Source organism: Alphaproteobacteria bacterium, assembly GCA_024244705.1.
Taxonomy (GTDB): Bacteria; Pseudomonadota; Alphaproteobacteria; order JAAEOK01; family JAAEOK01; genus JAAEOK01.
In genome coordinates this window covers 13,473-35,983 of the sequence record JAAEOK010000001.1, presented here as the reverse complement: position 1 = coordinate 35,983, position 22,511 = coordinate 13,473, and the positions used below count along the sequence as shown (strand labels likewise).

19 protein-coding genes are annotated in these 22,511 nt (G+C 64.9%); 14 read left to right on the top strand and 5 right to left on the bottom strand.

Annotated features, from left to right (window positions below):
* Window positions 1–203: 203 nt before the first annotated feature.
* Window positions 204–1,385, bottom strand: a complete 1,182-nt coding sequence (locus GY791_00145; protein MCP4326838.1) for an aminotransferase class V-fold PLP-dependent enzyme — start codon at window positions 1,383–1,385, stop codon at window positions 204–206.
* 436 nt (window positions 1,386–1,821) lie between these two features.
* Here GY791_00145 and GY791_00140 point away from each other — a divergent pair, with 436 nt between their 5' ends.
* The 3 genes from GY791_00140 (at window position 1,822) to GY791_00130 (ending at window position 5,573) form a co-directional block, all read left to right on the top strand.
* Window positions 1,822–2,508, top strand: coding sequence for a fumarylacetoacetate hydrolase family protein (locus tag GY791_00140; GenBank protein ID MCP4326837.1), 687 nt, complete (start codon window positions 1,822–1,824; stop codon window positions 2,506–2,508).
* Window positions 2,509–2,518: 10 nt separating this feature from the next.
* Window positions 2,519–3,310, top strand: a complete 792-nt coding sequence (gene xth, locus GY791_00135) for an exodeoxyribonuclease III (protein MCP4326836.1) — start codon at window positions 2,519–2,521, stop codon at window positions 3,308–3,310.
* A gap of 478 nt (window positions 3,311–3,788) precedes the next feature.
* Window positions 3,789–5,573: a glycosyltransferase gene (locus GY791_00130; GenBank protein MCP4326835.1), complete on the top strand. Its 1,785-nt coding sequence runs from the start codon at window positions 3,789–3,791 to the stop codon at window positions 5,571–5,573.
* A 15-nt stretch (window positions 5,574–5,588) separates the two neighbouring features.
* Here the strand turns inward: GY791_00130 and GY791_00125 are convergent, their stop codons facing one another.
* The 4 genes from GY791_00125 to GY791_00110 are packed head-to-tail and all read right to left on the bottom strand — an operon-like array spanning window position 5,589 to window position 9,722.
* Window positions 5,589–6,062, bottom strand: a complete 474-nt coding sequence (locus tag GY791_00125; protein MCP4326834.1) for a hypothetical protein — start codon at window positions 6,060–6,062, stop codon at window positions 5,589–5,591.
* A gap of 14 nt (window positions 6,063–6,076) precedes the next feature.
* Complete coding sequence (locus tag GY791_00120; protein ID MCP4326833.1) at window positions 6,077–6,571, bottom strand: hypothetical protein; 495 nt, start codon at window positions 6,569–6,571, stop codon at window positions 6,077–6,079.
* Between the two features lie 12 nt (window positions 6,572–6,583).
* Window positions 6,584–7,039 (bottom strand): Crp/Fnr family transcriptional regulator, encoded by a 456-nt coding sequence (locus GY791_00115; GenBank protein ID MCP4326832.1) that lies wholly within the window; start codon window positions 7,037–7,039, stop codon window positions 6,584–6,586.
* 22 nt (window positions 7,040–7,061) lie between these two features.
* Window positions 7,062–9,722, bottom strand: coding sequence for an ABC transporter ATP-binding protein (locus tag GY791_00110; protein ID MCP4326831.1), 2,661 nt, complete (start codon window positions 9,720–9,722; stop codon window positions 7,062–7,064).
* Window positions 9,723–9,883: 161 nt separating this feature from the next.
* Between GY791_00110 and GY791_00105 the strand changes: the two genes are divergently transcribed.
* The 11 genes from GY791_00105 to GY791_00055 all read left to right on the top strand — a co-directional run bounded on the left by GY791_00105 (window position 9,884) and on the right by GY791_00055 (window position 22,484).
* Window positions 9,884–11,095: a hypothetical protein gene (locus GY791_00105; protein MCP4326830.1), complete on the top strand. Its 1,212-nt coding sequence runs from the start codon at window positions 9,884–9,886 to the stop codon at window positions 11,093–11,095.
* 9 nt (window positions 11,096–11,104) lie between these two features.
* Entirely contained in the window at window positions 11,105–12,370 is a 1,266-nt protein-coding gene (locus tag GY791_00100; GenBank protein MCP4326829.1) for a glycosyltransferase family 4 protein, read from the top strand.
* Window positions 12,343–13,488, top strand: a complete 1,146-nt coding sequence (locus GY791_00095) for a glycosyltransferase family 4 protein (protein ID MCP4326828.1) — start codon at window positions 12,343–12,345, stop codon at window positions 13,486–13,488. Before GY791_00100 ends, GY791_00095 begins: the two co-directional genes overlap by 28 nt.
* Complete coding sequence (locus GY791_00090) at window positions 13,485–14,078, top strand: histidine phosphatase family protein (GenBank protein MCP4326827.1); 594 nt, start codon at window positions 13,485–13,487, stop codon at window positions 14,076–14,078. The genes GY791_00095 and GY791_00090 overlap by 4 nt, the downstream gene beginning before the upstream one ends.
* Before the next feature lie 14 nt (window positions 14,079–14,092).
* The gene (locus tag GY791_00085; protein ID MCP4326826.1) at window positions 14,093–15,220 is read left to right on the top strand and encodes a glycosyl transferase family 28; all 1,128 of its coding nucleotides are present in this window, start codon (window positions 14,093–14,095) and stop codon (window positions 15,218–15,220) included.
* Complete coding sequence (locus tag GY791_00080) at window positions 15,217–16,011, top strand: hypothetical protein (protein ID MCP4326825.1); 795 nt, start codon at window positions 15,217–15,219, stop codon at window positions 16,009–16,011. The genes GY791_00085 and GY791_00080 overlap by 4 nt, the downstream gene beginning before the upstream one ends.
* 86 nt (window positions 16,012–16,097) lie before the next feature.
* Window positions 16,098–16,502, top strand: coding sequence for a hypothetical protein (locus tag GY791_00075; GenBank protein ID MCP4326824.1), 405 nt, complete (start codon window positions 16,098–16,100; stop codon window positions 16,500–16,502).
* Window positions 16,499–18,388, top strand: coding sequence for an ABC transporter ATP-binding protein (locus GY791_00070; GenBank protein ID MCP4326823.1), 1,890 nt, complete (start codon window positions 16,499–16,501; stop codon window positions 18,386–18,388). The genes GY791_00075 and GY791_00070 overlap by 4 nt, the downstream gene beginning before the upstream one ends.
* Entirely contained in the window at window positions 18,385–20,319 is a 1,935-nt protein-coding gene (locus tag GY791_00065; GenBank protein MCP4326822.1) for an ABC transporter substrate-binding protein, read from the top strand. The genes GY791_00070 and GY791_00065 overlap by 4 nt, the downstream gene beginning before the upstream one ends.
* 3 nt (window positions 20,320–20,322) lie before the next feature.
* Window positions 20,323–21,318: an ABC transporter permease gene (locus GY791_00060; protein MCP4326821.1), complete on the top strand. Its 996-nt coding sequence runs from the start codon at window positions 20,323–20,325 to the stop codon at window positions 21,316–21,318.
* The gene (locus tag GY791_00055; protein MCP4326820.1) at window positions 21,318–22,484 is read left to right on the top strand and encodes an ABC transporter permease; all 1,167 of its coding nucleotides are present in this window, start codon (window positions 21,318–21,320) and stop codon (window positions 22,482–22,484) included. The genes GY791_00060 and GY791_00055 overlap by 1 nt, the downstream gene beginning before the upstream one ends.
* Window positions 22,485–22,511 lie beyond the last annotated feature (27 nt).

The window sequence follows — 22,511 nt, the reverse complement described above, 5'->3', positions numbered from 1 at the left end:
TCCCAGTTCTGCGAGACAACCCCTCACCCGGCTCGGGCCGGTCGCGGCTTCGCCGCGCTCGACCTCTGCCGCCCTCTCCCCGGAGGGGCGAGGGAAAATGCCGTGACCTTAGTCGAACTCCCTCTCCCCAATTTTGGGGAGAGGGTCGGGGTGAGGGGTAATTTCCACGACTGCGTTGGGAAAACCGGAAATCCGCCGGCGGTTCAGCCGCGGGCAATCGCCGTCACCGCATCGGCGAAGCGGTCGATCTCGTCCTCGTCGTTGTAATAGTGGACCGAGGCACGGATGACATCGGGCAGGCCGCGTTCGGTGGCATCGAGGAGCGTGCTGCTGGGTGTCGACACCGAGACGTTGATCGCCACCGCGCCGAGCCGCGCCTTGACCTCATCGGCATCGATACCGTCGACGGTGAAGCTGACGATGCCGCAGCGCCGGCGTCCGATGTCGCGGACGGTGACGCCGGGGATCGCATCGAGGCGGCGACGTGTCGTTTCGCCGAGCGCGAAAACGCGGTCCGCGATGGCGTCGAGGCCCCAATCGAGCGCGTAGTCGGCGGCGGCGCCGAGGCCCAGCTTGGCGGCGTAGTTGTTCTCCCAGTTCTCGAACCGGCGGGCGTCGGGTCGCAGCTCGTAGCGGTCGGGCGCGACCCAGCGCGCCGAGTGCATGTCTATCATCGGCGGCTCGAGATCGTCGAGCAGCGCGCGCCGGACATAGAGAAAGCCGATGCCGCGGGGACCGCGGAGGAATTTCCGCCCGGTCGCGGTCAGCATATCGCAGCCGATCGCGGCGACGTCGATCGGCATCTGGCCGACCGATTGGCAGGCATCGAGCAGGAACGGGATGCCGTGACGGCGCGCAATAGCGCCGATCTCCGCGGCGGGATTGACCAGGCCGCCATTGGTCGGAACGTGGGTCACCGAAATCAGCTTGACCCGGTCGTCGATCATTGCCTCAAGGGCCTCGGGCGAGGTCTCGCCGCTGGCCATCGAGGGGATTATTTCGATGACGGCGCCGGTGCGCCGCGCGACCTGCAGATAGGCGAGATAGTTGGCGGCGTATTCAGCGCCGGCGGTGAGGATGCGGTCACCCCGGCCGAAGGGCAACGCGTAGAACGCCATGTCCCAGCCGACGGTCGCGTTCTCGACGACGGCGATCTCGTCCGGCGCCGCGTTGATCAGCCGGGCGAGGGAGTCATAGACCGCGTCGATGCGCGCGGCCTCGCGCGCCGCCGCCTCGTAACCGCCGATCCGCGATTCGAGGTCGAGATGGTCGCGCTGGGCGGCGATCACCGGGCGCGGCATCAGCGCGGCGCCGGCGTTGTTGAGGTGGACGACGTGTTCCGTCCCCGGCGTGTCGGCCCGGGCCCGGGCCACATCGATCGTCATCTCGGTTCGGCGCTCCTCGTATTGGAGACCGCACTATAGGGCCGGGCCCCGCGACTGCAACGGATGCGTCCCGATTGCGCCGCCGCGACCGGGCCGTTAGAGGGCTATGTGTCCATGTGGAAACAATTCTGGTGCGGTTTGGGCGTGGCAGGCCGCAAGGCGCCGTCCGAAACGCGATGCCGAAGCATCGGGTGAGGGCGGCAACGACGCGGATGCCCGCCCAAACGCAACCCTGTCGGGCCGGGGCCTTTTTCGCCATGACGGCGTCAACCGCCTCGACCGTATGCGGGATACGCTCTTCGGCGCTTTCCTGGTCACGGCGAAATATGCCTCCGGCAGAATGGTTCCACATGGACACATAGTGCTCTAAACAAGGGACCGGCGGGCCGTGGCCGATAACCGGGCCGCCCGCCATGCCGGATCGAGGTGCCGATCGATGACCTACGCCATATCCCTGTGGGATCCGCCCGCTGTGCCGGTCGCCGGCAGCGCCGACCTGTTTCCCGTGCGGCGCATCTATTGCGTCGGCCGCAACTATGCCGCCCATGCCCGCGAAATGGGCTTCGACCCCGACCGCGAACCGCCGTTCTTCTTCATGAAGCCGGGAGACGCCATCGTCCAGAACGGGGCCGCGATCCCCTATCCGCCGGCGACCTCGAACTACCACTTCGAATTCGAGCTGGTCGCCGCGATCGGTACCGGCGGTGCCGATATTGCGGCCGACCGGGCGCTCGACCATGTCTTAGGCTATGCGCCGGGGCTCGACATGACCCGCCGCGACGTGCAGATCGCCGCCCGCGAGATCGGCCGCCCGTGGGACATGGGCAAGGGATTCGACAATTCGGCACCATGCGGCACGGTCCATCGGGTCGCCGATGTCGGCCATTTCGAGAGCGGCCTGATCCGCCTCACCGTGAACGGCGAGACCCGTCAGGAATCGGACATCGCCAATCTGATCTGGAGCGTCAGCGAGACCATCGCCTATCTCTCCGGCCTGGTGACCCTGGCACCCGGCGACCTGATCTATACCGGCACCCCCGAAGGGGTCGGCCCGGTGGTAGCGGGCGATCGCCTCGATGGACATATCGACGGCCTCGACGACCTCACCGTCACCATAATCTGAATCGATGGCGATCCGCATCGCCACTTGGAACATCAACTCGGTCCGGTTGCGGGTCGAGCAGATCGGTCATTTCACGGCCGAGTTCGCCCCCGACATCCTGTGCCTGCAGGAGATCAAGGTCACAACCGATTTGTTCCCCGCCGCGGCGATGCGCGAGATCGGCTTCCGCCATCAGCACGTCCTCGGCATGAAGAGCTACAACGGTGTCGCCGTGCTGTCGCGGCTGCCGTTCAAAGCCACCGGCGGCGAGCGCTGGTGCGGCAAGGATGACAGCCGCCATGCCTGGGTCGAGCTGCGCGGCGGCGTCGAATTGCACAACTACTACGTCCCCGCCGGCGGCGACGTGCCGGACCCCGAGACCAACGCCAAGTTCGCCCACAAGCTCCATTTCATGACCGAGATGGCCAATTGGTGGGCGGCGCGCAAGGACCCGGCGCGCAAGGCGATCCTGGTCGGCGACCTCAACGTCGCCCCGCTCGAAACCGATGTCTGGTCGCACAAGCAATTGCTCCGCGTGGTCAGTCACACGCCGATCGAGGTCGAGCATTATCGCCGCGTCGCCGCCGCCCACGATTGGGTCGACGCGGTGCGCCATTTCGTGCCCGAGGAGGAGAAGCTGTTCAGTTGGTGGAGCTATCGTTCGCCGGACTGGACCGAGAACGACCGCGGCCGCCGCCTCGATCATATCTGGGTGACACCGGCGCTGGCGCCCAAGCTCAAGCGCGCCCAAATCCTGCGTGAGCTGCGGAGCTGGCAGCAACCCTCCGACCACGTCCCGGTCATGATCGATATCGCAATCTAGCGGCTCCGTTGCGATGGCGACCGAAGCAAAGATGGATATTGAACACGTCGCCAGGGAATCGGCGTCGGCGGACGAAATCGAACGCGAGGTTGGTATCGCTAATTACGTTATGTTGGTGGCCCCTCAGTTGCGCGGCCCGGTCGGACCGGTGTTCGCGGCGGCGCGCAAGATCGCCGCCATCGCAGAGGAGGCCGGCTCTTCGGCAATCGGCATTGCCAATATGGACTTTGTTGACCCGCGTAATGAGTCTTCGGTGTCATGGGCACCCTATTTTGAATGTGCAGAGATATGCGAGGCAACTGGGCCGAACGGCGACGCCGCCCCGCGAGGACCAAAAGGGAAAGCTTCGCGACTGCTCTCTCATCTCACGCAGAATAAGAGCAAACACGTCGGCGACGGCTTGCGTGCATTGTTCCGCCTGTCGTTGGCCACTCGGTATCAAGATTCGGCGGGCCGTGTAGGAGCACGGGGTGATCGCGTGCTGGGCTGGCTACGCCTTGTCGGCCGGCCATTCCGCGACATCGTGGTCTTCATGGTCGGACTGCCGCGCGTGATCAAGAATCTCGTCGCCGGCCCCGCGGTTTCCTGTGAACCATTCGCGGAATTGTCGCGCGGCCTGTCCAGCCTGGTCGGCGGCGGCGATCGTGCCGCGCCCGACGTCGCCGTGATCCTGTCCCGCGACCCTTCCGACCTCGACGCCCTGATCGATCTCGAATTGCTGGCCGACGGGTGGCGCGGAGAGATCGTTTTCGTCCTGCTGGTCGCGGAGAAAGGGCGCCTCGCTTTCGCCGAGACCATCGATCCCGAAACCCTGGGCAGCCGGTTGGCGACCTCCCGCGTCGCCGATCGCCTTCGCATCTTTTGCGATTCACCAACGCTAAGCGTCGAGCTCGAGGATCTCCTTTCGCTCGAGGTCGGACAACTCGATCGCCTTGAAGCTGACGACCTCGCGCCGTCATCGAGCGTCGCCGATGCCCACCGACCGGCGCAAAAGCTGGCCGTCGTCATTCGCCCGCAATGGCTGTTCTGCGGCAGCAACATGGTGTTCGCCAACCAGATCTCCTATTTGGTGGAGCGCGGGTTCTACGTCATTGAAATCATCGCCAACGATTTGTTCCTCGGCCACAACAATCCCGACGACCTGACCGCCTATATCCTGGCCCGCAACCGCGGCTCGCATGCCCATCGCACGTTATTGACCAACATGACGGTGGGACTTCTGCCGTGGGCGCGGGCGTTGCGGCGGAATGGGCGAACGCTATTCAGCAGCAGCATCGCGATGCGTGCCGTATGCCTGGATCTGGCCGAACTGCCGGCCTCGATCGGGCGTGTGTTTTCACGTCGCAAGCCCGACATCGTCGTCGTCAATCACTGCTTCAACATGAAGCTGGCGAAGCGTCTCTTTCCCGGCTCGCGGCTGGTGCTCGAGAGCCACGACATCCAGGCCGAGCAGTCGCGGCTGCGCAATGTCGTGGCGTCGCAATCGGCGCCGAACTTCGATATGGACGCGGCCCTCGCCGACGAGTTCGCGCTGATGCGCGACGCCGCCTGGGTCGTTTCGCTCAACGAAGACGAGAGCCGGTTCTTTGCCGAGTCGGGGGGCTTGGAGCGAATAACCACCATCCATCCCTATTTGAACGATCGCAAGGGCTTGCGGCCCAACGGACAGGAGGCTCCCGGATCGGCCCCGGCGCTGTTCGCGACCCGGGACCGGATCCTTTTTCCGGAGCCGTTCGACATCCTGCTTGTCGCCTCGCGTCACGCCGCCAATATCATCAGTATGCGGTGGTTCATCGACGAGGTCTTCGCGCCGGTGTTGAGCGGCCGCCCGGTCACCGTGACCATTGTCGGCGGCATCTCCGACGCCTTGACCATCGACCACCCGAACGTGAGATGTACCGGGCAGGTTCCAGACATCGGCCCGTATTACAGCGCCGCCAAACTCGTCGCCCTGCCGGTCACCAGCGGCGCCGGCATCCCGATCAAGACGCTCGAGGCCTTGACCCTCGGCTGTGCGGTGACGGCGACCGCGGCGGCGGTGCGCGGCCTCGCCGCGAACGGTTGCGAACCGATCCCGACATTCGACGACCCGCGCGCCTTCGGCGAGGACATCCTGGCGCTCGTCGCCGACCCCGTGCTGCGCAAGGAACGCGCCCGGATCGGCCTCGAGCTGGCGACGCATACTTATTCGCGCGCCGAATACTTCAATCGCTGGGACACCGTGCTGGCCAATCTCGGCGTTGAATCGCGGCCACCCTCCTAATCGAAAACCGCCGCGTCATTGCGGCACGCGGTAAACGAAATACTCCCAGTCACCGGCGCCCTTGGGCAGTGGCAGCCGGGTCCAGGCCGGCACCGGAAGGGCGCGGTCGCACAGAACCAGTGCGGCGGGCGCCGCCAAGACCGCGAGGTGAGGCGCGATAGCGGCGGCAAGCTTGGCATCGCGCGCCGGTTTTTCGGAACCGATATCGGCGTGGATGAGCGCGGCCGGCGCGCCGATGACCGCCGCCGCCGCCGGCAGGGTCTCGCGAAAATCGCCGAGCAGGATATGCGCCGCGTCCGGTTGCGCATCGGCCGGGGCATGGACTTCGCGGTCGAAGGCGAAGATTTCCCGCCGCGGCAAGAGGGCTCGCAAATGGCTATAGGTCCGGCCCTTGCCGAGCCCGATTTCGAGCACCGGTCCGTCGCGGGCGGCGATGTCCCCGGCGGCGAATTCCAAGCAGGCGCGTTGCGTGGTCAAGCGGTCGATCATTCGCTGCAGACGGCTCACGTCGGCACCGCGCGGTACATGAAATAGCGCCTCGGCTCGACCTCCGACGGCGGGTCGATGGCAACCAGCGTGTCACTGTCGAGGGCCTGATCGGCGACCACGACGCAGCCCGGCGCGACCAGTCCGGACAGCGCGCCGGCAAGGTATCGGGCCAGGCGCCGGTCTTCTTCCGCCCGGCCGCTGCCGACGTCGCAATGGACCAGGGCGGCGGGCGCGCCGATGCGCGCGCCGGCGCCGGCAAGCGTATCGCGGAAATCGCCGACGACAATGTGGCGGTCGTCGGGGATGCATTCGCGGTGCGCCTCGACATGCCGGTCGAAGACGAAAATTTCCCGATCGGGAAACAACTCCCGCAGGTGATCGAAGGTGCGCCCGTTGCCGAGACCGAATTCGAGGACCGGACCGCTGACGCCGTCGATCATGCGGGCAGCCCGATTGAGGCAATGGCGCTGGGCCTCGAGGCGGCGGATGGCGCTGTCGAGCCGGCTCATGCCGCGGTCCGGCTAGCGGTCCGCCGCGGTCAGCGCGTCGCGCAGCTGATTGGTCGTTTTCTCCAGCCGCTCGGCCAGCTCGCGCATGATCTCGATCGACATTTCCGGAAATTCCTTGATCAGCCGGAAGAATAGATCCTTCGAGATCTTCAGCGTCTCGAGCTCCGCGTTCGCCTTTACCGTTGCCGTGCGCGGCACGTCGCAAATGATGGCGATTTCACCAACGATGTCGTTGCGGCCAACTTGGGCGACAACGACCGGACCGGCGTCACCGTCGACGACGATATCGGCGGCCCCGGCGATGATGATATAGGCGGCGTCGCCGGAATCGCCCTGGTGAAACAGTTCTTCGCCATCGGCAAAGACCAGGCGCTCGCTGGTAAAGGCCAGCAGCTTTAGCTTGGCCGGCTCGATCTTCGAGAACAGCGGAATGTTCCGCAGCAGTTCGACCTCTTCCGACAATCCCATCGTTCGCGCTCCGTCGGTCGGTTTATTCGGCCTCTACGAGTTTGAAGAATGCCGTCCCTTGCTTGTCCAATTCGGCGACGGCCCCCTGTTCTACGACCCGGCCATTGGCCATCACGATGACCCGATCGAAACTGCGGGCGAGACCCGCTCGGTGAAGACCCCAGATTACGCCCTGTCCGGCGCGGGTCCTAAGAATTGCGTCGAGGATACGCGTCTGCGCCGCCCCATCCAACGAAGCGGTGGCTTCGTTGGCGACCAATAGGTCGGGCTGCTTCAGCAAGCTGCGCGCGATGGCCAGTTTCTGGCGCTGCGCGGCGGACAGGCGTGACCCGGCGATGCCGACGTCGAAATTGAGTCCGACGAAGACAACTTCCTCGCCAAGATCGAGTTCGTCAACGACCGTGCGAATCATTTCACCGACCTTGGCTTCGGCCTGCGCTTGTCCGTAGACCAATTTGCCGAACAGAATGTTGTCCTGGATCGTGGCCGCTGCGTTGTAGGCCGAGGCGTCGAAGAACTCGATCTCGCCGCGGAGGTCTTCGGGCAGGTTTTCGGCAAAGTAATGCCGCGCCTTGAGGATGCGGGCCTTCATGCTGTCGTTGATAAGGTCGAGGCGGTGGCGCCGTTCGACGAGGACGAAGGGCAACGATAGCAGCCGCGTCCTTTCCTCGGGCTTGAGTTCGTCGAGGCGATCGGCGGGAACGCGGTTCAGCAGCCCCTGAATCTCGGGCAGCTCGTCGGAATCGACGAAGCTGTATTGGGCGAAAAACTCATGGCCCGCCGGCAGGCCGGCGAACAGTTCGACCATCGTTTCGGCGACCTGATAGCCGATCCTGAGCAGATCATGGGTCAGGTCCTCGGCGTCGAGAACCGATTTGACGTAGGCATTGTCGGCCAAATTGGTGACATCGAAGGCGGTGCCGGTTGGGGTCCCGAACAGGAGGTTTTCGGCCAACGTCGCATTGGTGTTGTAGGCCTCGACATCGAACGGTTCGACCATCTGCCGCATCGTCGGCTGGGCTAGGTGATCGCGCAGGGCGGACCGCGCCTCGAGAAACTTGCCCGCCAGCTCCGGATGCACAACCGGGTCGACCGTGCCGCGCAGACCGAAGCTGTAAATGTCGCCACTGAGATCGACGATCTCGAGGACCTCACCGATACGGGCGTAAAGCTCCGCCCGACCATCCGCGCCGGCGGACCCGTAGTCGATCCAGTCCGCCGTTGGATCGTCGTCGATATTCGCCGAGAACTGCGCCTCGCGAATGTAGGTCTGGCGCGCCGCGGCTGCTTCGCCCTCGTAGGTCGGCGGCAACAATGGCCGGTGCTTGAGACCGAGGGTCAGGTTGTCGAAAACGGTCGCCGCGAACATGAAGGAATTGGGGCCGACATAACCGATGCGGCGGCCGGTCACCGATTCCGGCAGGTCCTGCAGGCGTTCGTCGCCGACCCGTATCGCGCCGCCGCTCGGCGCCAACAGGCGGGCGATCAACATCGTCAGCTCCTCCTTGCCCGAGCCCCCGCCGCCGACGATGGCGACGTGATCGGTGGTATCGATCTCGAAGGTCGCGCCGGCGACCTGGTAGACGCGGCCGTCTTCGGAAAGCTGAACGTTTGCCGCCTCGAATTTGCCATGAAGATTGGGCAACGGATCCGGTTCCAAATCCTGCAGCTCGCCTTCGAGCATTCCTTCCGGTTCGAACTGCTCGGCCACCTGCTCGTATTTGATGCGGACGTCTTCCTTGATCTGGTAAAACTGGAGCAGCTCTTTCCAGGGTGCGGCGAGATCTTTGTAAGCGGCGATAACGGCGACCAGGGCGCCGAAAGACAATTCCCCGCCGATCACGAAATAGCCGCCGATCGAATAGAAGAAAAAGGGCGTCAGCTGACCCAGGAAATTGTTGAGGAACTTGATGAAGAACTTGCGCCGAAACAGCTCGTAGCGAATGTCGTAGATCGTGTTGAGACGGTTGGCGATGTCCGCGCGCAACAGACGCGAGGCGTCGTTGGCGTGGATCTCGGTCACCCCGGACACCGATTCGCCGATCCGATCGGAGAGCTTGCGCACGTTGCGCACCCGCTCCTTGGCGAGCAGGTTGACTTTCCGTTGCAGCCTCGGGATCAGATAAACTTGGAACGGATAGAGCGAGATCGCGGCCAATCCGAGCCAGAAATCCTGGATGAAGATGAAGAACATGTAGGTGACGAGGGTGCCGCCTTGCATCATCGGCAGCGCCAGGGCATCGCCGATGAAGCCGCCGAGCGGCTCGACCTCGGCCGTGACCATCGGAATAATTTCGCCCGAGGACAGCCGTTTGAAATGGGGCAGCGGGAAACGCAGCACGCGGCTGTAAAGCTCGAACCGGAGGCGCCGCAACATGCGTTCGCCGAGTCGCCCGCGATAGACGTTGACGTAGTATTTGAGCCCGCCGCTGATCAACACCAAGGCCAGGAAGCCAAAGCACAGCACCATCAGGAACTGGACCTGGGTCAATTCGACGCCGAGCAGATCGGTCGGGAAATCGGTGCCGCCGATGGCTTCGTTGATGATGATCTTGGGCAGTTCGAGGGCGTAATAGAGGATCGGGAACATGAGCCCCGTCATCAGCGTTACGAAGATCTGCTCTTTCTTGCTGTAACGGAAGATGAACTTGAAGATCGATGGCTCGAGAGCCGAATCGCGCATATGACCCTGTCCCCGAATGGTGGCCGAACCCCTTTTCGGCTTACGCGACACTATATTACCGTCGATTACAGGTAAACGCACCGTGCGAAAAGCGTTTCGCATAGGTCCGCCGCCCGAGTACGATGGGCGCCACGTGAAATGGGGCCGAGATGACCGACCGCCTGCAGGATGCGCGCATCCTGATCTACAGTCACGACAGTTTCGGGCTCGGCCATCTGCGTCGTTGTCGCGCCATCGCGCATGCCCTCGTCGAGCGTTACAAGGGCTTGTCCATATTGATCCTTTCGGGTTCGCCGATCATCGGCAGCTTCGATTTCGGTGCCCGCGTCGACTTCGTCCGCATCCCCGGCATCATCAAGTTGCGCAACGGCGAATACACCTCGCTCAGCCTCCACATCGACACCCATCAGACCCTCGACATGCGGGCGTCGATCATTTCGCACACCGCGCGCATCTTCGATCCCGACATGTTGATCATGGACAAGGAACCGCTCGGCCTGCGCGGCGAAGTCACCGAGACCCTCAACGACCTGAAGAAGCGCGGCACCCACCTGGTGCTCGGTCTGCGGGACGTTCTCGACGATCCCGACGGCCTGGTCCCGGAATGGAAGGGGAAGAATGTGCTGCCGGCCCTCGACGGGCTCTATGACGAGATCTGGATTTATGGCGCACCCGAGATTTGCGACCCGTTGGAAGGCCTCGATCTGCCGGCCACGGTGCGCAAAAAGGTCGCCTATACCGGCTACCTCAGGCGCTCGGTCCCCCTCGCGCCGCCGCGCTCGGCGATGCCCGAGATACCCGAGGCGCCCTACATCCTGGTGACGCCGGGCGGCGGTGGCGATGGCGGCCCGTTGATCGACTGGGTGCTGTCGGCCTACGAATCGGACGCCGATATTCCGTACGGCGCGATGATCGTATTCGGACCCTTCATGGCACCGGAACTGCAAAGCGATTTCCGCCGCCGCGGCGCGCGCCTCGACCGGGTCACAACGCTCACCTTCGATTCGCATGTCGAGGTGCTCATGGCCAATGCCGCCGGCATCGTTTCGATGGGCGGCTACAACACGTTCTGTGAAATCATGTCGTTCAACAAACCGGCGATAATCGTGCCGCGCGTCGTCCCCCGCCGCGAACAGGCGCTGCGCGCCACGCGCGCCGAGGCGCTCGGCCTTGTCCGCACGCTCGACGAGGCGCGGTGCGTCGATCCCGATGTCATGGCCGCCGCGATCCGCGGATTTTCCGAGCAGCAACCGCCGGCGCAGGCGATGCCGCCCGGGTTGCTCGATGGCCTCCCGGACATTTGCGAAAAGGTCGGCCGTATCCTGGGATCGCGGGCCCGGACCAAGACTCCGCCCGCCCGGCAACGGGCCTGAGACGGCGTGATGGGTGGCCCTGTCGCCTTCGTTCTGAAGGGATATCCCCGGCTATCGGAGTCGTTCATCGCTCAGGAAATAAGAGGCCTCGAGCGCCGCGGCCTCGACATCCAAATCTATTCGCTGCGCCGGCCCACGGATCCGGCGACCCACCCGGTCCATGACGAGATCACGGCCCCGGTGACCTATCTGCCGGAATACCTGGGCGACGACCCGGCGCGGGTATGGCGCGCCTGGCTGGCGTTGCGCGGTCGCCCCGGTTATCGCGCCGCCCACCGCATGTGGCGCGCCGACCTGGCCCGGGACCGCTCGAGCAATCGCGTGCGGCGGTTCGGCCAGGCCCTGGTCCTGGCCCATGAGCTGGCCCCCGAGATCGAGCGGCTGCACGCCCATTTCCTGCATACGCCGGCGTCGGTGGCCCGCTATGCGGCGCGCCTCAGCGGCCGGCCGTGGAGTTGCTCGGCCCACGCCAAAGATATCTGGACGACGCCCGATTGGGAGATTCGAGAGAAGCTCGCCGATCTCGACTGGTTGGTCACCTGCACCGGTTTCGGCGCCACCCACCTGGCGGCGCTGGCCCCCGACCCGGCCAAGGTTCGGCTCGTCTATCACGGGCTCGATTTCGATCGCTTTCCGGCGCCGCCCGCCCGCTTCGGCGGCCGCGACGGATGCAACCCGGACGATCCGGCGGTGGTGCTGTCGGTCGGCCGGGCGGTGGCGAAAAAGGGGTACGACACCCTGTTGCGGGCGCTGGCGGCGTTGCCGGCGGACCTCGCCTGGCGCTTCGTCCATGTCGGCGATGGTGAATTGCTGGCTGCGCTCAAGGCGCAGGCGGCCGATCTCGGGATCGCCGCGCGCATCGACTGGCGCGGCCCGCAGGCACAGGATTCGGTGCTTGATGCCTATCGCCAAGCCGACCTCTTCGTCCTCGCCAGCCGGATCGCCGACGACGGCGACCGCGACGGCTTGCCCAACGTCCTGATGGAAGCGCAAAGCCAAAACCTCGCCTGCCTGGGCAGCGACGTCGCCGCGATCCCCGAACTGATCGAGGACGGCAGCGACGGCTTGCTGGTCGCGCCCGATGATGTGGCGGCGCTGACCAACGGCCTCATCCGTTTGATCCGCGAGCCCGCATTGCGCGAGCACTTGGCGGCAAAAGCCCAGCGCCGGCTGCGTGACCGGTTCTCCTGCGAAACCGGATGCGACCAATTGGCCGCGCAGTTCAACTTGCCCGGCGGAGAATCGGGATGCGCATCGCATTCTATGCGCCGCTGAAATCGCCCCGCCACCCGGTGCCGTCGGGGGATCGGCGGATGTCGCGGCTGTTGATGGACGCGCTCGCCTTGGCCGGCCACGATGTCGAACTGGCGACCGCCTATCGCAGTTGGGAACCGAGCGGCGACGGCGAACGCCAGCACCGCTTGCAGCGGGTCGGGGCGGCGCTGGCGGCGCGGCTGGTCCGCCGTTACCGCGCCCGCCCGCCCGGCGAAAGACCGCATTTGTGGTTCACCTATCACGTCTATTACAAGGCGCCCGATTGGATCGGCCCGGCGGTCGCCGACGGGCTCGGCATTCCCTATGTCGCGGCCGAGGCCTCGCATTCGCCGAAGCGAGCCGGAGGCGCTTGGGAACCCGGTCATCGCGCGACCATCGAGGCCATGCGCCGCGCCGCGGTCTTGTTCGCCTTGAACCGCGACGACCTGATTTGCCTGCCCGATATCGTCGACATCGAAAAGGTCGCCGTGCTGCCGCCGTTCCTCGATGCCGCCCCCTATGCCGCCGCGTCGCGCGACCGCGACCGCCACCGTGCCGCTGTTGCCGGGCGCTACGGCATCGACCCGGCGCTGCCATGGCTGCTGACCGTCGCCATGATGCGCGGCGGCGACAAATTCGCCTCCTATGAGCTGTTGGCGGCGGCGCTCGCCGAGTGCCGGCAGACGCCCTGGCAGTCGCTGATTGTCGGCGACGGTCCGGCGGGCGGCGCGGTCCGCGACCTGTTCTGCGCCCTACCACAGGACCGGCTCCATTTCGCCGGCGCCCTCGCCGCCGACGCGCTGCCGGCGATCTATGCCGCCGGCGATATGTTCCTCTGGCCGGCCGTGGGCGAGGCCTTTGGGATGGCAATCCTGGAAGCCCAGGCCGCCGGTCTTCCGGTCGTTGCCGGCGACACCCGCGGCGTGCCCGATATCGTCACCGGGAGTTCGGCGATCTTGACCCCGGTGGGTGACGCCGATGCCTTCGCCGACGCCGTCACCAGCCTCGTCGCGGACCCGGCGCGCCGCCGCCGGATGAGCCGTTCGGCCCGCGACCACGTCGCCTCACGCCACGACATAAGCCGCGCCGCCGAGATCCTCGACCGGCATCTTCGCGGTCTCGTCAGGCACGCGGCATGACCCGGGTCGCGCTGATTCGTCACGGTCCGACGGCGTGGAACGAGGCCGGTCGGATTCAGGGGCGCCGCGACACGCCGCTCAGCGACGGCGGCCGGGGCGAGGTCGGCCGGTGGCGGGTGCCGGCGGAATTGGCCGACTTCGCCTGGATCTCGAGCCCGCTGGTGCGGGCCGTCGAGACGGCGCGTCTCCTTGGCGCGCCCGAGCCGCTGGCGACCGATGCGCGGCTCGCTGAAATGCACTGGGGCGCGTGGGAAGGCCTGACCTTGGCCGACATCCGGCGCCGCGGCGGGGAAACCGCCCGCGCCAACGAGGATCGCGGCCTCGACTTCCGCCCGCATGGCGGGGAGAGCCCGCGCGAGGTTCAGGTCCGGGTCGGCTCCTGGCTCGCCGATATCGCCGCTGCCGGTACGCCGACCCTGGCCGTCGCCCACAAGGGGGTCATTCGCGCCATCTTTGCCCTGGCCAGCGGGTGGGATATGCGCGGCAAACCGCCACACAAGATGGCCTGGGCGGCGGCGCACGCCTTCGATATCGACGACGGCGGCCGGCCGCGTATCGGCCACCTCAACCTGCCCTTGGTCGAGACATGAACACGGCGCGGGCCATGATCTATGTCCAGCACTTGCTGGGCATCGGACACTACAAACGGGCGGAGTTGCTCGCCCTCGCCTTGGACCGCGCCGGCATCGAGGTCGATTTGATCACCGGCGGGATGGCGGTCGTGGCGGTCGGCACCGGCAATGTCCGGATTCACCAACTGGCACCGTTGCGGGCCGCCGACATGACCTTCCGCACCTTGGTCGATGGCGACGGGCAGCCCCTCGACGACCGGTTCCGCGCCGCCAGACGCGACAGCCTGCTGGCGTTGTTCGCCGATATCGAGCCCGACGCGTTGATCGTCGAGACCTTTCCGTTCGGCCGCTGGATGATGAGATTCGAGCTCGATCCGCTGCTCGACGCCGCCGCCGCGCGGGCGCCCCGTCCGCTGATAATCTCGTCGATACGCGACGTGCAGCAGGAGCGCTCCGCCGAGCGCAACGCGGATACCGTCCGCCGCGTCCTGGAACAGTTCGACGCCGTCCTGGTTCACGGCGACCCCGATCTCATTCCGCTCGAATCGAGCTTCCCGGAAGCGGATCGAATCGGGAAAAAGGTCTTCTATACTGGTTACATGGCGGCGACCCAACGCCGCCCCAGGCCGGCCGCTCGTCGGGAGATCGTCGTCTCCGCCGGCGGAGGCGCGGTGGGTATGGCATTGCTCCAGGCGGCGATCGCCGCGCGGCCGCTGTCGGCGGCACGGGGCCAGACATGGCGTCTGCTCGCCGGCCACAATATGAGCGAGACGGAAGTCGATGAATTGCGTGCGCACGCCGCCGCGGGAACGATCGTCGAACGGGCGCGGCCGGATTTCCGCCGGCTCTTGGCCGGTGCCGCGGTATCGGTCTCCCAGGCCGGATACAACACGGTGATGGACCTCCTGTCGACCGAGACGCCGGCCATTGTCGTGCCCTTTGCCGGGTGCGGCGAGACCGAGCAATCGACCCGTGCTCGCGTCCTCGCCGAGCGCGGCAGGGTGCAGATCGTTGCCGAATCGGACTTGACCGCGGAACATCTCGCGGCGGCGATCGATCGCGCGCTTGCCGCCCCGCCGCTCAAGCCGCCGAAGGTCGATCTGAGCGGCATGCCGACCAGTGCGCGTTTGGTAAAAGGTTGGCTGGCGGAGCGACCGTGAGCGATTGGCACGATCTCGATAGCGAACTCGAACGGTGGCGCGACGATGGCCGCATCGCCGAGTTCTGGTGGCGCGACGACGATGCCCACCTCGCCGGCCCGGCGCTCGACCAATTGTTGTCGCTATCGTCGAAGACCGGGGTGCCGGTCGCGCTGGCGGTGGTTCCGGCGAAGATCGATTCCAGCCTCGCCGACGCCCTGGACGGGGTCGATGTCGAAATTCTGCAACACGGCTATGCCCACCAGAATATGGCGGCGCCGCATGAAAAGCGCAGCGAATTGGGATTGTCGCGGCCGACGCCGTATCTGCTCGCCGACCTCGCCACCGGCCACGAGCAACTTGGCGCCCGGTTCGGCGATCGTGTGCTGCCGGTCCTGGTGCCGCCGTGGAACCGGATCGCGCCATCGCTGGTGCCGTTGCTGCCCGAGATCGGCTATCGCGGTCTGTCGCGGTTTGCCGCACGGCGCCGTCCGGAACCAGTGGCGCGGCTCCGCGAGATCAATGCCCACGTCGACGTCGTCGACTGGAAACGGCCCGCCGGCGACGGCCGCCGCGGAGACCTCACCGACAGCCGCCCGTTCGTCGGCGCGGCGGCGGCGATCCAGCAGGTGATCGCTCACTTGGCCGCCCGGCGCACCGGCCGCGCCGATCCGGACGAACCGACCGGATTGCTCACCCATCATCTGGTTCATGGTGCCGACGCCTGGCAATTCTTCGCCGAATTGCTGAGTTTCCTCGACCGCCATCAATCGGCGCGGTTCCGCCGCGCGTCGCAGCTTTTCGCTTCGTGAGCACGTTTCGCTATCCCATTTCGGTCGTCCGCGGCGATCTGACCCGAGCGGCGCTTGGGCTGGTTATCGCCGGCATCGGTTTGGCGATGGCGGGCGGCCATCCGGCGGGGGCCATTATCTTCGGCGGCCTCTTCGTCTTCTTCGCGATCTTCGGCTTTCGCGTCCTGCAGCGGGTAAAAACGACGATTGCCGTCGACGAAGAAGGCATATCGACCTCGGGCGCAAGAGGCGCTAATTTGCGCTGGAAAGATGTCGAAGAGGTCAGGCTGAGTTACTTTTCGACGCGGCGTGACCAAGCGGGAGGCTGGATGCAGCTGGTCCTGAAGGGGGGAGCAGGGCAAGTTTGCGTGGAGTCGACCCTCGAGGGGTTTGATGAAATTGCGCAGCAAGCGGCGCGCGCGGCGCGGCAGAACGGGATTGTCTTGACGCCGGCGACGATCAGCAATTTCAGTGAACTCGGCATCGATATGTCGGAAGATCAGGCCCGATGACCGAGCTCCTCGAAATCCGCGACCTCAAGGTCGGCTTCAACGTCCACGGCGGCTGGGTCGACGCGGTCCGCGGCATTTCGCTCCGCGTGCGGCCGGGGACGACGGTCGCGCTGGTCGGCGAATCCGGGTCGGGCAAGAGCGTGGTCTCGCAGTGCATCATGAGCATCCTGCCGACCAATGGCCGCATCCGCGGCGGTAAGATCCTGTTCCGCGACCCGCTGCGCCACGGCGACGTCGTCGACATCGCGCAGCTCGATCCCGAGAGCGCCGCGATGCGCGACATCCGCGGCGGTCGCATTTCGATCGTGTTCCAGGAACCGATGACTTCGCTGTCGCCGCTGCACACCGTCGGCGACCAGGTCGGCGAGGCGCTGATGCTCCATCGCGAATGCGACCGCAAACAAGCCGATGAAATGGTCGTCGACATGCTGCGCCTGGTCGGCTTCCCTCATCCGGTCCGCGCCCTCAAGACCTATCCCTTCGAGCTCTCCGGCGGATTGCGCCAGCGCGCCATGATCGCGATGGCGCTGGTATGCCGGCCGGCGCTGTTGATCGCCGACGAACCGACAACCGCGCTCGACGTCACCATCCAGGCCCAGATCCTGAAGCTCATGCGCGACCTGCAGAAGGAACTGGGCATGGCGGTGCTGATCATCACCCACGACCTCGGCGTGGTCGCCAATGTCGCCGAGGAGGTGGTGGTGATGTACCACGGCGAGGTCATGGAGCGGGGCACGGTCGAGGACATTTTCGAGAACCCCGGCCACCCCTATCTCAAGGCGCTGCTCAACGCGGTTCCGCGATTCGAGATGGCGCCCGGGGAGCGGCTCCAGCCTTTGCGCGAAATCAAGGTCGTCGAAACCGGCCACCTGCTGGCCGCAAAGGAGCCATGGCCGGCGACCGCCGACAAGGCCGAGCCACTGCTGCGGGTGACCGGACTCGGCAAGACCTTTCATATCCGCAAGGGCGGCGTGCTGTCCAAGTCCGACAACGCGATCCGCGCCGTCAACGATGTCGAGTTCGTAATCGAGCGCGGCGAATGCCTGGGCCTGGTCGGCGAGAGCGGCAGCGGCAAGACCACGGTCAGCAAGATGATCATGGGCGCGATCAGCGCGGACAGCGGCGAGGCGATCTATAACGACCGCGGCAGTCTGGTCGACCTGCTTCGCCTCGACGGCGGGTCGCGGCAGCCTTACCGGCGAAAGATCCAGTTCATTTTCCAGGATCCCTTCGGTTCGCTCAATCCGCGGATGACGGTGTACGATATCGTCAGCGAACCGCTGATCATCCATCGCACCGGCGACGAACGCCACCGGCGCTCGACGGTTCGCGAATTGATGGAGTTGGTCGGGCTCGATCCGCGATTCCTCAACCGCTACCCGCACAGCTTTTCGGGCGGCCAGCGCCAACGGATCGGGATTGCCCGCGCGCTGGCTTTACAGCCCGATCTACTGATCTGCGACGAGCCGGTTTCCGCGCTCGACGTTTCGATTCAGGCGCAGATCCTCAACCTGTTGAAGGACCTCCAGGAAAAGCTGGACCTGACCTATCTGTTTATCTCGCACAATCTGGCCGTGGTCGAATACATCGCGGATCGCATCGCCGTCATGTGTGCCGGCAACCTGGTCGAGGTCGCGCCCCGAGATCGCTTCTTCCGCGAAGCGATTCATCCTTATACCAAGGCGCTGCTTACCGCCGTGCCCGATCCTGACCTCAATCATCCGTTAGACTTCGAGGCCGTCGTCGAAGGACGAACGTCGGACCCATCCGCGTGGGCGCCGCCGTTCACGATTGACAGCTCGCATTTGCCAGGAATGATCGATCTCGGCGACGGCCACCAGGTCCGTGCCGCCGATGACGGTTCACTCAGGGAGGCCGCAGAATGAAAAGAATAACCATCGGGCTCGTCGTCATGTTGCTCGCGTTGCCGGGTCAGGCCGCCGCGCTCGACCTCAAGGAGACGCCCAGTTTGCGTGACGACATCGCCAACGGCCGCGTGCCGCCGGTGAGCGAGCGGGTGCCCTTGGTGCCGTCCGTTGTCGACATGGCGGCGGAGGGCAAGTCGATCGGGAGTCAGGGCGGCACGCTCCACACCCTGATGGGGGCGGCGAAGGATACCCGGATCATGACCGTCTACGGGTATGCCCGTCTGGTCACCTATACCCCCGAATTGGAAATCGTTCCCGATATCCTCGAAGCGGTCGATATCGAGGACGGCCGCGCGTTCACGCTCAAGCTCCGGCCCGGGCACAAATGGTCCGACGGCCACCCCTTCACCAGCGCCGATTTCCGTTACTACTGGGAGGACATGGCGAAGAACGAAGAGATTTCACCGTTCGGCCTGCCGCCGGCGCTGTTGGTCGATGGCGAACGCCCATTGGTCGAATTCCCCGACGAGACCACCGTGCGCTATTCGTGGTCGAGCCCCAATCCCTACTTCCTGCCCGCCTTGGCCGGCGCCTCGCCGCTCTATATCTATCGCCCCGCCCACTATTTGAAGCAATTCCACGCCAAGTATCAGGATGCGGACAAGCTCGCCGCCATGATCAAAAAACAGGGCCAGCGCAATTGGGCCGCTTTGCACCAGAAACAAGGGCGGCAATACCGCAATCAGAATGTCGATCTGCCGACGCTTCAGCCTTGGGTGCTGGCGACGGCCCCGCCCTCGCAGCGGTTCGAATTCATGCGCAATCCGTTCTACCACCGGATCGATCCGGACGGACAACAACTGCCTTACATCGACCGTGTCGTGGTCGATATCGCCGGCAGCTCCCTGGTGCCGCTCAAGACCGGAGCCGGCGAAAGCGATCTGCAGGCGCGCTATCTCCGTTTCGATAATTTCACCTTCCTCAAGGAGGGCGAAGAGCGCAACGACTACACGGTGCGGCTGTGGCCGCAAATGGTCGGCGCCCAACTGGCGCTGTTTCCCAATCTCAACGCCAACGATCCGGCGTGGCGCGAGGTGCTGCGCGACTCCCGCTTCCGGCGCGCGCTTTCGCTGGCCATCGACCGCGACGAAATCAATCAAGTCGTCTATTTCGGTCTCGCCCTGGCGAGCAACAACACGGTCCTGCCGCAAAGCCCGTTGTTCAAGCCCGAATATCAGACCAAGTGGGCGCAATTCGACACCGACCGCGCCAACGCGCTTCTCGACGAGATGGGCCTGACCAAACGAGACAGCGAAGGGACCCGCCTGTTGCCGAACGGAAAACCGGCCTTCATCGTCGTCGAGACGGCCGGCGAAAGCACCGAGCAGACCGACGTGCTCGAACTCATCGCCGACGGCTGGAGCAAGATTGGCGTCAAGTTGTTTACCAAACCGTCGCAGCGCGAAGTGTTCCGCAATCGTATTTTCGCCGGCGACACGATCATGTCGATCTGGTCGGGGCTCAACAACGGCAACGCGACGGCCGCCATGAGCCCGACGGAATTGGCCCCCTCGACGCAGCAGCAGCTGCAATGGCCGAAATGGGGTCAATATTACGAGACCAAGGGTAAGGCGGGTGAAAAGCCGGACCTGACCGAGGTCGTCGAGCTCGCGGACCTGCTGCATGAGTGGGAGGGCACCGTCGACAGCACCAAGCGCGAGGAGATCTGGCAGAAGATGCTGACCACCCACGCCGATCAGCAATACACGATCGGACTCGTTTGCGCCGTGCTGCAGCCGGTGGTGGTCAGCAACCGTTTGCACAATGTGCCCGCGGACGGCTTGTGGAACTGGGATCCAGGGGCCCATTTCGGTATTTTCCGGCCCGACACGTTCTGGCTCGACGGAACCGACAAACCGCTCCCGCCGCCGCCGGAGGCGAAGGACTAGCCGATGTTCAACTACGTCGCCCATCGGCTGCTGATCATGATCCCGACGTTGCTGGCGATCAGCTTCATCGTGTTCGTCATCATTCAGCTGCCGCCGGGCGACTACCTTGAGAGCTACGTCGCCGAGCTCCAAAGCCAGGGTGAAAACGTCGACCCGCAAAAGATCGCGTTTCTGCGCGAGCAATATGGGTTCGACGAGCCGTTCCTGGCGCAATACGCGACCTGGGTCTTCGGCATGCTTCAAGGCGACTTCGGCTATTCGTTCGAATACAGCCTGCCCGTTCGCGACGTCGTCGGCGACCGTCTTTGGCTTACCTTCTTCATCTCGTTCGCGACCATCGTCTTCACATGGATCGTGTCGTTCCCGATCGGCGTCTATTCAGCGACCCACCAATACAGCTGGGGCGACTATGGGTTAACCTTCCTCGGCTTCATCGGCTTGGCGACGCCCAACTTCCTGCTCGCCCTTGTTCTGCTCTACATCGGCAATGTCTATTTCGGCACTTCGATCGGCGGGCTGATGGACGACCAATACATCGGTGCGCCGTGGTCGTGGGGCAAGATCGCCTCGATCCTCGAACATCTATGGATCCCGGTCATCGTCATCGGCACCTCGGGGACGGCGAGCATGATTCGCCGGTTGCGGGCCAACCTGCTCGACGAGCTGCAGAAGCAATATGTTACCACCGGCCGTGCCAAGGGCCTGCCGGCAACCCGCCTGTTGCTCAAATATCCGCTACGCATGGCGCTCAATCCGTTCATCTCCGATATCGGCAATATTCTGCCGCAGGTGATCTCGGGCGCCGCCATCGTTTCCGTCGTTCTCAACCTGCCGACCACCGGCCCGATGCTGCTCGACGCGCTGCGCAGCCAGGATATGTATCTCGCCGGGTCGTTCCTCATGTTCCTCGCCTTGTTGACCGTGGTCGGCGTGCTGGTTTCCGATCTCCTGTTGGCGGTGCTCGATCCGCGCATTCGGTTCCAGGGCGGGAGCCGCTGATGGCCGATACGTCGCACGACCGCCTCAAGCACTACGTCTCGGAAGCGCCGTTCGACGCGCTTTCGGTCGAGGCCCTGACGCCCGAACAGGAACGCTACTACATGGCCTCGCAGTGGTGGCTGATGTGGTGGAAGCTCAAGCAGCACCGGCTGGCGGTGATCTCGGGCGCCATTCTGCTGCTGTTCTATTTCAGCATCCTGATCAGTGAGTTCCTCGCCCCGTACAACCTCCATACCCGCAACACGAGCTTCATCTATGCGCCGCCCCAGGGCGTCCACATGTTCCACGACGGCCGCTTTGTCGGGCCGTTCGTCTACGGCTTCGACTTCAAGCTGAACATGACCAATCTGCAGCGCGAATACGCACCAAATTTCGACAAGGTCGAACCGATCCGATTCTTCTGCCGCGGCGACGCCTACAAGTGGCTGGGTCTGGTCCCGCTCGACGTCCACCTCATCTGTCCGAGCGAAAACGGCACGTTCTTCCTTCTCGGCACCGACCGGCTGGGCCGCGACATGCTGTCCCGAATCATCTATGGCGCCCGCATATCGTTGACCGTCGGCCTGATCGGAATCACCATCAGCTTCGTCCTCGGTATCATCCTCGGCGGGCTCGCGGGCTATTACGGCGGCTGGGTCGATTCGGTCATCCAGCGCATCATCGAGACCATACGTTCGTTCCCCGAGCTGCCGCTGTGGATGGCGCTGTCGGCCGCCCTGCCGGTGACCTGGAGCCCGATACTGATCTATTTCGGCATCACGCTGATTCTCGGCCTGATCGATTGGACCGGCCTCGCGCGCGGCGTACGCTCGAAGCTGCTGGCGCTGCGCGAGGAGGATTTCTGCACCGCCGCGGTCCTGATGGGGGCCAGCCCGCGGCGCGTCATCTTCCGCCACCTGATGCCGAGTTTCATGAGCAATTTGATCGCCAGCGCGACGTTGTCGATCCCGGCGATGATCCTCGGCGAGACGGCGCTGAGCTTCCTCGGCCTCGGCTTGCGGCCGCCGATCACGTCGTGGGGCGTGTTGCTCAACGAGGCGCAGAACATCAACGTGGTCGCGCTCTATCCGTGGCTGATGTTCTCCGTCGTCCCGGTGATCATCGTCGTCCTTGCCTTCAACTTCCTCGGCGATGGCTTGCGCGACGCGGCCGATCCCTACAAATAGAGCGTGTCCCGGTTCGTTCGGTCGGGC